Source organism: Coleofasciculus sp. F4-SAH-05 (assembly GCF_040222985.1).
GTDB lineage: Bacteria > Cyanobacteriota > Cyanobacteriia > Cyanobacteriales > Coleofasciculaceae > Coleofasciculus > Coleofasciculus chthonoplastes.
This window is the reverse complement of record NZ_JAVKBY010000259.1, coordinates 1-13122: the sequence shown is the minus strand read 5'-3', so window position 1 is coordinate 13122 and position 13122 is coordinate 1. Positions and strand designations below refer to the sequence as shown.

General features: G+C 46.5%; 12 protein-coding genes. 1 reads left to right on the top strand and 11 read right to left on the bottom strand.

Annotation, left to right across the window (positions count from 1 at the left end; genetic code table 11):
- Positions 1-103: 103 nt before the first annotated feature.
- The 9 genes from RIG27_RS31930 to nifU all read right to left on the bottom strand — a co-directional run bounded on the left by RIG27_RS31930 (position 104) and on the right by nifU (position 10218).
- Complete coding sequence (locus RIG27_RS31930; protein WP_446351086.1) at positions 104-1624, bottom strand: nitrogenase component 1; 1521 nt, start codon at positions 1622-1624, stop codon at positions 104-106.
- 139 nt (positions 1625-1763) lie between these two features.
- Positions 1764-3113, bottom strand: a complete 1350-nt coding sequence (gene nifE / locus RIG27_RS31925) for a nitrogenase iron-molybdenum cofactor biosynthesis protein NifE (protein WP_446351085.1) — start codon at positions 3111-3113, stop codon at positions 1764-1766.
- 157 nt (positions 3114-3270) lie between these two features.
- Positions 3271-3576: a (2Fe-2S) ferredoxin domain-containing protein gene (locus RIG27_RS31920; protein ID WP_446351084.1), complete on the bottom strand. Its 306-nt coding sequence runs from the start codon at positions 3574-3576 to the stop codon at positions 3271-3273.
- Positions 3577-3685: 109 nt separating this feature from the next.
- Complete coding sequence (gene nifK / locus RIG27_RS31915; protein ID WP_446351083.1) at positions 3686-5062, bottom strand: nitrogenase molybdenum-iron protein subunit beta; 1377 nt, start codon at positions 5060-5062, stop codon at positions 3686-3688.
- A 152-nt stretch (positions 5063-5214) separates the two neighbouring features.
- Complete coding sequence (gene nifD / locus RIG27_RS31910) at positions 5215-6834, bottom strand: nitrogenase molybdenum-iron protein alpha chain (protein WP_446351082.1); 1620 nt, start codon at positions 6832-6834, stop codon at positions 5215-5217.
- Positions 6835-6947: 113 nt separating this feature from the next.
- Complete coding sequence (locus tag RIG27_RS31905) at positions 6948-7343, bottom strand: P-II family nitrogen regulator (protein ID WP_446349538.1); 396 nt, start codon at positions 7341-7343, stop codon at positions 6948-6950.
- 116 nt (positions 7344-7459) lie between these two features.
- Entirely contained in the window at positions 7460-7819 is a 360-nt protein-coding gene (locus RIG27_RS31900) for a P-II family nitrogen regulator (RefSeq protein ID WP_446349536.1), read from the bottom strand.
- 101 nt (positions 7820-7920) lie between these two features.
- Positions 7921-8745 carry a nitrogenase iron protein gene (nifH, locus tag RIG27_RS31895; protein ID WP_006099029.1) on the bottom strand — a complete coding sequence of 275 codons (825 nt, stop codon included), beginning with the start codon at positions 8743-8745 and terminating at the stop codon, positions 7921-7923.
- 519 nt (positions 8746-9264) lie between these two features.
- Positions 9265-10218, bottom strand: a complete 954-nt coding sequence (gene nifU, locus RIG27_RS31890) for a Fe-S cluster assembly protein NifU (RefSeq protein WP_446349533.1) — start codon at positions 10216-10218, stop codon at positions 9265-9267.
- Here nifU and RIG27_RS31885 point away from each other — a divergent pair.
- Positions 10180-10341 carry a hypothetical protein gene (locus tag RIG27_RS31885; RefSeq protein ID WP_446351081.1) on the top strand — a complete coding sequence of 54 codons (162 nt, stop codon included), beginning with the start codon at positions 10180-10182 and terminating at the stop codon, positions 10339-10341. The two genes, nifU and RIG27_RS31885, sit on opposite strands and share 39 nt — an antisense overlap.
- Before the next feature lie 77 nt (positions 10342-10418).
- On the opposite strand, the gene nifS is transcribed toward RIG27_RS31885, so the two are convergent.
- A complete protein-coding gene (gene nifS, locus RIG27_RS31880; RefSeq protein WP_446351080.1) occupies positions 10419-11645 on the bottom strand; it encodes a cysteine desulfurase NifS in 1227 nt (408 codons plus the stop codon).
- 159 nt (positions 11646-11804) lie between these two features.
- Positions 11805-12344 (bottom strand): NifB/NifX family molybdenum-iron cluster-binding protein, encoded by a 540-nt coding sequence (locus RIG27_RS31875; protein WP_446349529.1) that lies wholly within the window; start codon positions 12342-12344, stop codon positions 11805-11807.
- Between the last annotated feature and the right edge of the window lie 778 nt (positions 12345-13122).

Here is a 13122-nt window from a genome sequence, read left to right as displayed (position 1 = left end):
GACTCGTCAACAAATGACGTAGCTTGCTTCTCGATGAAAGCGAGTATGACAAATGACAAATGACGAATGACGAATGACAAATGACAAATGACAAATGACAAAATCAAAGATAGCCATACCCCACTGGTGAATCGGTTTGCTTCTTCTCGATAATGGCATTCACAATCCGATCTAACAGGTTCTGAGTCCCCCGATACCCCAGATGGAGCATCCGCTGTCCGCCAAAGCGATCGTGAATGGGGAAGCCTACGCGGATTAGGGGAATTTGATGTTTTTTAGTCAGGGAATATCCTTTGCTGGTGCCAATCAACATATCGGGGTCTAGACTTTCGATTTCTTCAGAAATTTCATAGAAATCAAATCCTTCTTTAACGATTGGCGGTTCGGTGACAATATCAGAGGTAACCGCATTAATCGCGTCCTGAAAATGTCCACTATTTCCTCCTGATGCACATAAGACTATTTTCATGCCAATTTCGGCTAAAAATGCCGCTAATCCGACACACAAATCTTCTTCCCCATAAACAACTACCCGCTTACCAAATAGATATTTATGGGAATCAACATACGCATCAACTAACCGTCCCCGTTCCAGTTCATGTTTTCTCGGTGTCGCACAACCAGAAACCGCTTCTAGGGTGTCAAAGAAGCGATCGCACTCTCGCAACCCAATCGGCATACCCAAGGCGTACAGGGGAACACCGCTGCGTTTAGCCAGAAGTTGACCCCCAGAATTACCACTACGTTGCAACACTTGACCGAACTCAATCGTGGCGTCAGAACGTCCCATACGTTGAATCGCCGCAATTGGCGTTCCCCCTTCCGGAATCTTTTCATAGTCCATTTGGGCGGGTCCGTCTAAGGTTTCTGAGATATCCGGTAGGATAGTTCCTGGACAATTAAAATCATCGAGAACTTCTTTTAGATAACGGATATCGGCGGGAGAAACTAATCCAGGTAAAAGATTGACTTTGGAGGTGTTGATTGTTGATTGTTGATTGTTGATTGTGTAGGGGCTGGTTTCACGACTATCACTTTCTGTTGGCACAGATGTGACTAAACCCGCCCCGACTCCTGGGGATTGGGAAGCGGTTGTGGGTTCGACTGTTTTTGGTTCCACTAATTGATCAATAACTGCCCTTACTGTGGCATGAAAGCCTTCCATGTGGGTGCCACTATAACTGGGGGTGGAGACATTTAACAAGGTTGGCAATTCCTTGTCGCCAAATTCTTCTTTAAACTCTTTCAAAAATCCTGTGACATCATCCCCAATGGTTTCAGTCAAGCAAGTGGTGGCAATTCCCACAACTTTTGCGCCATATTTATCCATGACATTGAGGATACCTTTTTTCAGGTTAGGTCCTCCGCCATAGACGGCGTGTTTTTCACTCAAGGAAGATGAGGCGATGTCAATGGGTTCGCGAAAGTGACTGATGATATAACGCCTCATGTAGGTGGCGCAGCCTTGTGATCCATGCAGAAAAGGTACGGTTCCTTCAATACCTCGAAAGGCGATGCAAGCGCCGAGAGGTTTACACAGTTTACAGGCGTTAGTTGTGGAAACGTAAGCTTCGGTTTTTTGCTTAATTTTGAGTTTCTTAGACATGATTTTGTCATTGGTCATTTGTCATTGGTCATTTGTTATGTATAAGGCGTTTAGGATTATTGGCATAACTTCATGGCGTTGAGTTTATCCCTAACAAACGACTTAAAACATCCGACAACTACAAGTGATGAGCAGTAAACGTTAATTCAAGGCATTTCTAGTTCTGATTTTTACGCGGCACGAATCTCCAGACGGGAGACATGACGGTGCTATGTACTTCTTTGGCAAAGTTAACCATTCCCAGAAATCCTTCTAATGCTTCCTTGCGTTCATGGTTGTGATCACAGAATCCTAGTCCTAATTTATAGGCAATCGGTCGTTCTTTCACGCCGCCGACAAAGATATCAACATCTTTTTCTTTTAAAAATGCTGATAGTTCTAAGGGATTAGAATCATCCACAATAATTGTGCCTTCGTCAGTAACTTCGTGGAGTTCTCGGTAGTCTTCGCTGGTTCCGGTTTGCGAACCCACCATCACCACATCCATGCCTAAAAGTCGGAAGGCTTTCACTAATGAAAAGGCTTTGAACGCACCGCCAACATAAATCGCCGCTTTTTTACCTTGCAAGTCTTTGCGGTACTCTTGCAGTTTAGTATATAACAGGGTTAATTCTTCCCGCACTAAGTCTTGAGCGCGTTTGAGAATGTCTGGGTCATCCTCGAAGAATCGGGCAACTTTATACAAGGCTTCCGCCATGTCTTCGACACCAAAGTAGGACACTCGCAGAAACGGAGTTCCATACTTTTCCTTCATCATCTTGGCTAAGTCCATCGTCGCCCCAGAACACTGAACCACGTTCAATGCAGCGCCGTGCGATCGCGCGATATCTCCGACTCTACCATCCCCTGTGATATTGGCAACAACCTGGACACCCATGCGTTCAAAATATTCGCGGATAATCCAAATTTCTCCGGCTAAATTAAAATCACCCAGAATATTAATACTGCGGGGAGAAATTCCGGTAGTATCCCCTGTACCGACTAAGCGAAACATGGCAGTACAAGCAGCATTATAGCCCGCCCGTTTGTTACCCTTAAACCCTTCTGATTTAACCGGAATTACTGGGATATTTTTTTCTTGGCTAACTCGCCGACATATCGCTTCTAAATCATCGCCAATAATCCCCACAATACAGGTAGAATAAACAAACGCCGCATTGGGGTGATGTCGGTCAATCAGTTCCGTTAACGCCTGATACAGTTTTTTCTCACCACCAAAGATGACATCCCGTTCTTGTAAGTCAGTGGAAAAACTCAACCGATGCAATTCTGGACCCGATGAAAGCGCCCCGCGAATATCCCAGGTATACGCCGCACAGCCGATTGGTCCATGGACTAAATGAACCGCGTCAGCGATGGGGTATAAAACAACGCGAGACCCACAAAAAACGCAAGCCCGTTGGCTAACTGCACCAGCAAGGCTGTCTTTGTTACATTCCAGGTCAAATGGTTGGTTTCCCTTGCGGTGAATTTGCTTTTCACGTTCTTGAAAAATAACAGGTTCCATATCGTCAGGCTCATAAACTTCAGAAGGCAGAAGGTAAAAAAAAGAGAGGTGGGGTGTGGGATTTAACGGATAGGTCTTTGTGTAGGGGCGACCCGCTTGCACAAATGAACAACTTTATCCATTTAATTGACTCGGGTCGCCTTTTATTTTCTGAGATTTAACTAACAAAAAGATAATCCTCAGCAGGTTTTCCGTCTTCTAAAGCATCGAGGATTTCGTCAATAGCTTCTTCATCAACATTACCGTACCAATAATTGTCTGGGTAAACCATCATCACCGGTCCGTTGTTGCACAGATTCATGCATCCTGTTGAGGAAACCAGAGCGTCTAAACCACGGTCTGTGATTTCTGATTCGAGGTACTGGATTAAGGTTGTAGAATCTTTTTTCTGACAAACGCCTTTGGCGTCGCCGTTGACTCGGAAGCTGGAACAAACGAATATATGGTGTTCGGGTTTTTGCATGGTAAGTTTCCTTGGTCATTCGTCATTTGTCATTTGTCATTCGTCATTTGTCAGAGTTGGGGCGAGTGTGGAACAATCCGATAATTGTTAAACCCGCCCCGATAGCGTTCTAGCGAACCAATTCAAACAGCTCATCGGGTGCATCCCGGTCGAGGCGTTCGAGTATGGTATTGCAGATATTAGACAGCAGGTAGATACCACCCCAGTAGCAAGTTGTGGGGAAATAACTGTGACCGACGCGATCTAGAATGGGGAAACCGAAGCGCACGATCGGAATATCTTCATCACGACCGATATACTTGCCGTATTCATTGCCTAGAAGCAAATCGACTGGCTCATTCTTAATCAGTTGATGCAAGTAGAACAAGTCTGCATTAGCCGCAACCACGGCATCAGGAACGGCATCCTTGAGGATATCTTTGACCCGTTCTTCAAAACGCTTCCCAACCGGGCTACCCGTAATCACGTAAACCGGTAACATACCGCAGTCTACGAGGAACTCAGTCGCCGAGATTACCTGGTCAGGGTCTCCGTATACGGCAACTCGCTTACGATACAGGTACTGCTGCATATCGGTCATCACATCAACTAATCGTCCCCGGTCATCATTGAGCGACTCAGGTGGCGTGACATCACTGAATTCAATCAAGGCTTGGACAAAGCGGTCAGTGGCGCGAAGACCAATGGGTAAGTCTAGGACACGAGACGGAACTTGGCACTTGTTTTGGAGTGCGATCGCGGCGGCTTCCGAGGTAAAATTACCCAAGGCTAAGGTGGCAGTACTATTCCCCGTGTCGATTAAATCAGGAATCAGTGTCCCGCCTTTCGGGTACATCTGAAAATCACCGGTTTTCGGTGTATCCACCACATCCGAGGTATCCGGGAAGACAATCGCATCAATCCCCATTTGGGTCACCAACTGCTTAACCGCCCGTACATCCGAGGGTTCGACATAGCCCGGAATAATGTTGAGCTTGTTATTCGGCGTATCGGTTTTTGCCGATAAATAAGTCACCATCGCCTTAGTCATATTCGACCAGCCGGTGACATGAGACCCGACGTAGCTGGGAGTATTAGCGTGAATGACGTATTTGCCTTCGGGAACTGCCCCAGATTCACGGGCTTGGCGGATAAATGTCGGTAAATCATCGCCAATGGTTTCCGATAAACAAGTGGTGCTAACTGCCACCATATCCGGGTTGTACACGGTAAAAATAGTGGTCAGGGCTTGCTTCAGGTTTGCACCACCACCGAACACAGAGGAACCCTCGGTAAAGGCGCTGGTTGCCGCCATGATGGGTTCTCTGTAATGGCGGGTCAGGTGAGACTTATGGAAGGAACAGCAGCCTTGAGAGCCGTGGGAGTTCGGTAAGCAGCCGTGAATCCCTAATGCGGCGTACATTGCACCAATAGGCTGACAAGTCTTAGCCGGGTTGATTCGTAGCGCCTTGCGTTCAACGATTTCTTTAGGGGTTGCTTCTAACATGATTCTGGTTCTCCTTTGTGGGTTTAAGTAGGGGCGGGTTTCACGATTAACGTTGCTTGTTCAACCCAGATGTGACTAAACCCGCCCTGCTCGCAAGAATTAACGGATAACTTTTTTGCTCTCAGACGCGCCATGGCGCGTCTCTACATTGGCTAGTTCTGCCAGGGGGCTTTCACTAACTTCCAAGTGGGGTTGTTAATCCGCATATCGATATCTTTGGCGAAATTCACCGCCCCTTGGAATCCGGCAAACGGACCGCCGTAGTCGTAGTTGTGAAGTTGCTTACAAGGAACGCCAAACTTCTCAATCACATACTTGTCCTTAATCCCGGAACCGACGATATCGGGCTTGAGGCGCTTAATCAGAGTTTCTAGCTCATGATGGGAGATGTCATCAATCATCAAGGTGTCTTCACCCATCTCCGAAATCATGCCCTCGTACCGATTCAGGAACCCTTCCTCTTTGAGCTGCTCCACCCATGCTGGGTCAGCCGTCAGTTTGTAGCGCTCTGGGTCTTTTTCGACATGCAACTCTTCGACGTTGCGGGAGTCGGCGTCTACTTTCAACGGTAGAACTTGACGACCTTCGTAGTCATCCCGGTGGGCGAACTCATAACCTGCGGCAATGGTTTTGATGCCTAAGTCGGCAAACAAGTCTTGGTAATGGTGAGCGCGAGAACCCCCCACAAACAGAATCGCACTCTTGCCTTCTAACCGTTCCCGAATCGGGGCAATTTCCGCTTCTGCGGCAGCCACTTCTTCAGCAATCACCTCTTCAACGCGCTGGGTGAGTGCTTCATCATTAAAGAATCGGGCAACCTTACGCAAGGACTTGGCAAACGATTGAACACCGATGAAGTTAACCTTTGTCCAGGGCACCCCAAACTTGGTTTCCATCATCTCCGCCATGTAGTTAATCGAGCGGTGACACATGACCAAGTTCAATTGAGCCAAATGCGCTTTGGTTGCCGCATCGTAAGTGCCATCACCACTGAATGTAGCAATCACATTAATGCCACACTTCTCAAACACCCGCTCAAGTTCCCAGGAATCGCCGCCGATGTTGTACTCACCCAAAAGGTTGACGGTGAAGCCTTCAAGTTCTTCGTCTGTTGCTTCGCCTTCACCCACCCAATTTTTAAAGAAGCCATTGTTGGCGATATGGTGACCCGCAGACTGGGAAACGCCTTTGTATCCTTCGCAGTTAAATGCAACAACCGAAATGCCCAACTTTTCTGTCATCTCTTTGGCAACGGTTTGAATATCGTCACCAATTAATCCCACAGGACAGGTGGCTGTGATGGTAATCGCATTGGGCTTAAAGATGTCATAGCCTTCCTGAACGGCTTGACGCAGCTTTTTCACACCGCCGAAGACAATATCAGAGTCCTGCATATCAGTGGTGAGGCAGTAGCTCATGTAATTCTTGCCATCTTCACGAGCCCGATACTGGTTGCGTCGCGTCATCCAGGTGTAGTACGAACAGCCCACTGGTCCGTGAACAATGTGCAGCACATCACCAAAGGGACCAACAACCACCCCTTTACATCCGGCAAAAGCACAGTGTCTAGTGTTGAGAATCCCAGGAACTGTTCGCACATTCGCCTGAATTTCCTGTCCTTCGACGGACGGGTCCCGCATCACGATATGCTTTGCCCGTTTTCTGGCAACTTTGGTTGGGTAGGGGGCTACCATCTCTTTGGTAACCTCTTTCGGGTCTACTTCATACGTCGCCTTTTCTAATTTCAAGGTATCTGAATCATGGGGACTCATAATCGTTTTCTCCTGTCTTAATTACTTTCCTAGAAGGGCGGATTTAGTCAAGTTATCGATGTGTACCAAAACGTTATCCCGTAAAACCCGCCCCTATATTTCGCGGGGAAACCTTAACCCGCCATTTCATCAATCGCGACGGCTCCTGTTTCGCCGCTGCTAACACGGACACTATCCTCGATGGGCAGAACAAAGATTTTTCCATCTCCGGGGTTGCTGGTCTGATTGGCTTGAATCAGGGCGTCAACCACTTGCTGAACGTTGTCATCGGGAACCACCAAACTGAGCATCCGTTTAGGGATTAAACGGTGTCCTTGAGCCAGGAGGGGCAGCAAATCACTGCTATCTTGGGGATTTTCATTAATTGCTTTCGCTAACTGAAAGTCCACAGGCTGCCTGCCTCGACCGACCACTTTCACCGCTGTCACTGAAGGAAAACCAGCTTTACTTAATGCTTCTTTCGTCTGGTTAATTTTGTTCATCCTGATGACAGCCAGAACTTCTTTCATAACCTTCAACACTGAGATTTACTCTCGTGCCTCCTAACATAAACCGGGGAGTTCTCTTGTAGAAACCGTTAATAACGATTTCTACAAGAACAATGGATACAAAATGGGTCTCATGTTTAGCGCGTAGCCAGCGCAGGTTCTTTCTTACTCGAATCAGTTTTGCCGGAGCTGATGGTGTAGACTTCTTCTACAGGACTGACAAATATCTTGCCATCGCCTGCTGCTCCTTCTTCTCCCGTGCGAGCGCTGCTGAGAATTGCCCGAATCACAAACTCTTTTTCGGTATCGGGAACCACTACCATTAACAACGCTTTGGGTAGTTCATCATAAAGCACATTACCAATTTTCAATCCCCGTTGTTTGCCTCGACCAAAGACATCAACTTTGGTAACGGCTGGATAACCAGCGTCCAAGAGCGCTTTCATCACGTCGTCGCTCTTTTCCGGTCGAATAATCGCTCTCACCATGATAGTCATGGATGTTGCCTCCAAACAATTGTGCTTGTATTTCAGCGGTGGAAGGTATGGAACGTTTTCTAACCTTCCACCTGCAACACACTGCATCTTTCACTGCATCTTTAGCCGTACAAACCGAACTTAACAAGTAGTTGTTCCAACTCGTCATTCTTCATTGGTGTGGGAACGACATGATTGGTATTCTCATCAATCGCTTTAGCTAAGCTGCGATAATGACCGGCTTGCTCACAATCGGAGTCATATTCAATCACCGTCTTGCGGTTCAATTCTGCCCGTTGAACCATATTGTCGCGAGGCAAGAAATAGATCATCTGAGTGCTGAGGGATTCAGCCAATGCTTCGATAAGTTCAGCTTCCAGATCAACCTTACGGCTGTTGCAAATCAAACCACCTAAACGAACACCGCCAGATTCAGCGTATTTTTGAATGCCTCGGCAAATATTATTGGCAGCATACATTGCCATCATTTCGCCAGAGGTAACGATGTAAATTTCTTGGGCTTTACCTTCCCGAATTGGCATGGCGAAACCGCCGCAAACCACGTCACCTAGTACGTCGTAGAAGGCATAATCAAGACCTTCACTTTCGTCATAGGCGCCGAGTTGTTCGAGCATACTAATTGAGGTGATAATGCCTCGACCCGCACAGCCTACGCCCGGTTCTGGACCACCGGATTCTACGCAGAGGGTTTTGCCATAGCCTTCTTTACGGATTTCGTCGAGATCAACGTCGTCGCCTTCTTCACGTAAAGTATCTAACACACTCTTTTGGTGCAAACCACCGAGCAATAAGCGCGTAGAATCTGCTTTGGGGTCACAACCAACGATCATGACTTTGCGACCGAGTTCGACAAGTCCAGCCACTGTATTTTGTGTGGTTGTGGATTTACCGATTCCACCTTTACCGTAAATAGCAATCTTCCTCATTTCAGACCTCCATTAGGCTCAAGTTTTTGAGGTTACATTATTAACAGTTAATTGAAGTTGATTCGGAGAATTTTGTATGTTCAACTATCCGAAATCTTCAAGTCAATCAAGAAACAAGTGAGCGTTTATCCTGGTAACGTTTTTTGTTTTCCTGATGATTTAATCATAGAAATTAAATCTAGAATTAAAAGTGTCTTTTGCTACAAAAGCAGAGGTTTATTGATTTAGTTTTTATTCAGAATTTTTCGATTTGTAAAAAAGTATTAGTCTTTCTATACAAACGATAGATTAATTGCTTGTCTACAATTTAGTTAAAGCTTTAATTATTATTAAATAGTGATAATTAACACTGTTTTTAATTCAGATTACTCAATGCAAATGTTACTTACTTGTAGAATCAATCCAACCTGTTATCGGTCAAAAAAATACCCTTGGCGATTCACCAAGGGTTACCTATACAACGGAGTTACGTTAAAACCTGTTCAATCAGAAACTGAAGTCAAAATTTGCCCATTAAACTTAAACCACAGCTTCAACAATAAGATTAGGAGACACTCGTTCTTGCAGCCGCTTTTCGATCGCCATCTTCAGGGTAATCATCACGCTGGGACAACCATCACACGATCCTTTGAGAATCACCTTGACGCGATCGCCCTCTACGTCATGCAACTCGACATCGCCGCCATCATAGGCTAATGTGGGACGGATTTCCGTTTCCAGAACCTGCTGAATCAAGGTAATTTTTTGCAAGTTGGTTAGCTTGGTAGCCGATCGCGTTCCCCCCTGGCTTTCCTTGATCGGGGAAGTCGATGGAGTCGTTGTAGCGACGGCGGGTTGAGGAATCGGTGCGGATAGCGACGCGGCGGTGTTTAATTTATCCTGTTCTTGAGTAACATCGATCACCAGATCATCGATATCTGCCAAACAAGAGCCACACCCCCCACCGGCTTTAATGTAGTTGGTGACTTCTTCAGCGTTAGTGAGGTGATTTTCCCGAATCAGTCGCTTAATCTTAGCGGAACTAACCCCAAAGCAACTACACACTAGGGGACTTTCATCCTCTTCCTCCGGTCTAACCGGAACTCCTTTATAATCAGAGATTGCCGCTTCCAGGGCTTCTTGACCCATAACCGAACAGTGCATCTTCTCTTGAGGTAAGCCGCCCAAATAGCTAGCAATCTCACGATTCGTCAGTCGCAACGCATCATCAACCGTCATTCCCTTAATCAGATCCGTCAGCGCCGAGGAAGACGCGATCGCACTCGCACAACCAAAGGTTTGAAAACGGGCGTCTAAGATAATATCGGTTTTGGTATCAATCCTCAGATACAACCGCAACGCATCGCCACAAACAATACTGCCAATTTCGCCAACCGCGATCGTTTCCGTCGGATCACAATCTTGAGTCGCGATCGCGCCCATATTGTGCGGATTATGAAACAAATCCATTACCTTGTCAGTGTAGTCCCACATCGCTTATTCTCCCGTTATTCGTCATTCGTCATTTGTCATTCGTCATTCGTCATTCGTCATTCGTCATTCGTCATTCGTCATTCGTCATTACGTAAAGTCGGGGCGGGCGCGAGTTACATCTAGGTGTAACCGAAAAGATAGTAGTGAAAGTGAGCCCCTACACAATCTCCCCCAGCTTCCAGACGCGCCATGGCGCGTCTCTACAGCACCGTCATAACGCCTCTACCCTTTTGCTCCCTGGCTGTTTGAAGCCAACCCTGTTCTTCGTCTGCTTCATTCTTGAAGGGGGAAATCGTTCGCAAACGTTCTACTATTGGTGGCATCACTTCCAACACCCGATCAATTTCAGCCGAGGTGGTATACCGGGACAGACTAAAGCGAATCGAACCATGGAGAAGGGTGTAAGGGAGTCCCATCGCCCGCAGTACATGAGACGGTTCTAATGAGCCAGAGGTGCAAGCCGAACCCGACGAGGCGCAGATACCGAAGCGATCCAGGGACAGTAAAATGGCTTCACCTTCGATATACTTAAAACCAATATTGGTCGTATTCGGTAGCCGCATCGACGGATGACCATTAAGCTGACAATCGGAAATCCGACTGAGTAATCCTTGTTCCAAGCGATCGCGTAATTCCTTCACCTGGGTAACTTCTTCCGTAACGTGCTGGATTGCCAATTCTGCGGCTTTCCCCAGCCCAATAATGGCTGGAACATTAGACGTACCCCCTCGACGCCCTCGTTCTTGATGACCCCCAATTAACAGGGGACGAAAGCGCACCCCTTTGCGAACATAAAGTACCCCAATCCCCTTAGGCGCATGAAGTTTATGACCCGATAGAACCAAAAAATCAACAGTACTCTCGCTCATATTTAAGGGAACTTTCCCCACCGCTTGCACCGCATCAACGTGGAATAAAATGCCCCGTTCTTTAACAATCTGCCCAATCCGTTCAATCGGGAAAATCGTCCCCGTTTCATTATTGGCGCACATCACCGAAACCAAAGCCGTGTCGTCGGTGAGAGAAGCTTTCAGTTCCTTGAGATCAATCAATCCTTTGCCATTAACCGGGAGATACGTCACCCGATAGCCTTCTTTTTCCAGTCGTTTGCAAAGACTGTAAACCGCTGGATGTTCCACCGCAGTGGTAACAATATGCTTCTTGTCCGGTTGAGTGATCAACGCGGCGCGAATCGCAGCATTATCCCCTTCTGTACCGCAACTGGTAAAGATAATTTCTGTCGGTTGAGCGCCCAATAATGCCGCAACGTTTTCTCGTGCTTGCTCTATATTGCGGGATAATTGCCCACCAAACGTGTGCATGCTGGAGGGATTTCCATAATATTCACTCAGATAAGGCAGCATCTCCTCCAGCACAGCCTCATCTACACGGGTGGTGGCATTGTTATCTAAATAAATTACACTCATAGGTCTACCTATAGAACATCAGTTTAGGAATCGAATCCGATGCTAAAATTCCAGAAAAACCGTAACCAAAGATACAAAATAAAATACTCTATGTTTGAATCAGGGCGGGTTTAGTTAAGGGATTGGTTTTGTATCAAACGTTATCGGTAAAACCCGCTCCTAGGACAGTTGATATTGCTCGTAGAAGTCCAACACCACGTTTTCAATCACGTCATAGGCTTCAACACACTCAATTCCCTGCGCTTGCAATTGTTCCTTGGGACAAGCACCAATCTTAGAAACCAGAACAGCTTGGCAATCTGAAAGCGTTTGCATAATGTTTTCCAGTACATCGGCTTCGCCATACCCGCCTTGGCAATAGGGAGTTACGGAACGCCGATCAATACAATGGGCTTCATCGCGATTCACTTCATAAATCTCGAATTCTTTAGCATGACCGAAATGTTGATTAACCAAGCCACCCCCTTTACTGGCGACAGCGACGCGGATTTTAGTCCGATTGGCGACAGAGGAGATATTTTCAGTTCGAGTCGCGTTCAGGATTTCTTTAGGCTCTTTGCCCGTTTGTCGTTCCTGAGGTCGTTTCAAGTCGTATTCTGATTTCATCTTCAGACTGTTGGTGTTCATGACATCCTCCTCCGGTGTCCCCGAATCGCCTAATCGTCTCGGCGTAGCTAATCCAGTAACTGTTTGAGTCATGGGCTTTCGGCATTGTCTGATTAAAAGATAAATGCACCCTTAACACCCAACGCCAATACTTAAACAGTTAAGTATGAAGGAGTTGATTGGTCATCCTTCATACTTGAATTCCGGCGATAGTTGTTTTTATAGCAGCTTGGTCTAAACAGGAGGTTCCGTTGGGCTGGGGTTAAAACTTATTAGATTAATTGGTTATGTACTCATCACCATAAAGTCTGATTACAGAGGCATTTCAAATTTATTTTTGGGTAGGGGTTCTAGTATTTTCGGGATGGGGTGCAAGTATTTAAGGGGTGGGGTTCGAGTATTTCTGTACTCACGCTCAAAGCCTATTGTAGTGCGGAATTGAGCTAATTTTATTCGGAGCTTTTACTGAGTACAGATTTGCACTCAAAATGCTTATCGGTTAAGTCTAACGTTTCACCTTGAATGGCATTTCTGTATCTAAATTAGCATTTTTTTGCCGAGTCTGCATTTCTATCGATTTTTTTTAGATTTTCCCCATTGGTGTAGGTTGGGTTGAGGAACAGGGGTTGTAGAGACTGAACATGGCGCGTCTGGGAGATGGAGAAAATGTAGGGGCGGGTTTTACCATTAACATTTAGTTTTCACCCTGATGTCACTAAACCCGCCCCAACGGATTAAGCTGTCATGCATTTAAATTGGGAATGGGTAGCGAGCAAGATTGGGAATGGGTAGCGAGCAAGATTGGGAATGGGTAGCGAGCAAGATTGGGAATGGGTAGCGAGCAAGATTGGGAATGGGTAGCGAGCAAGAT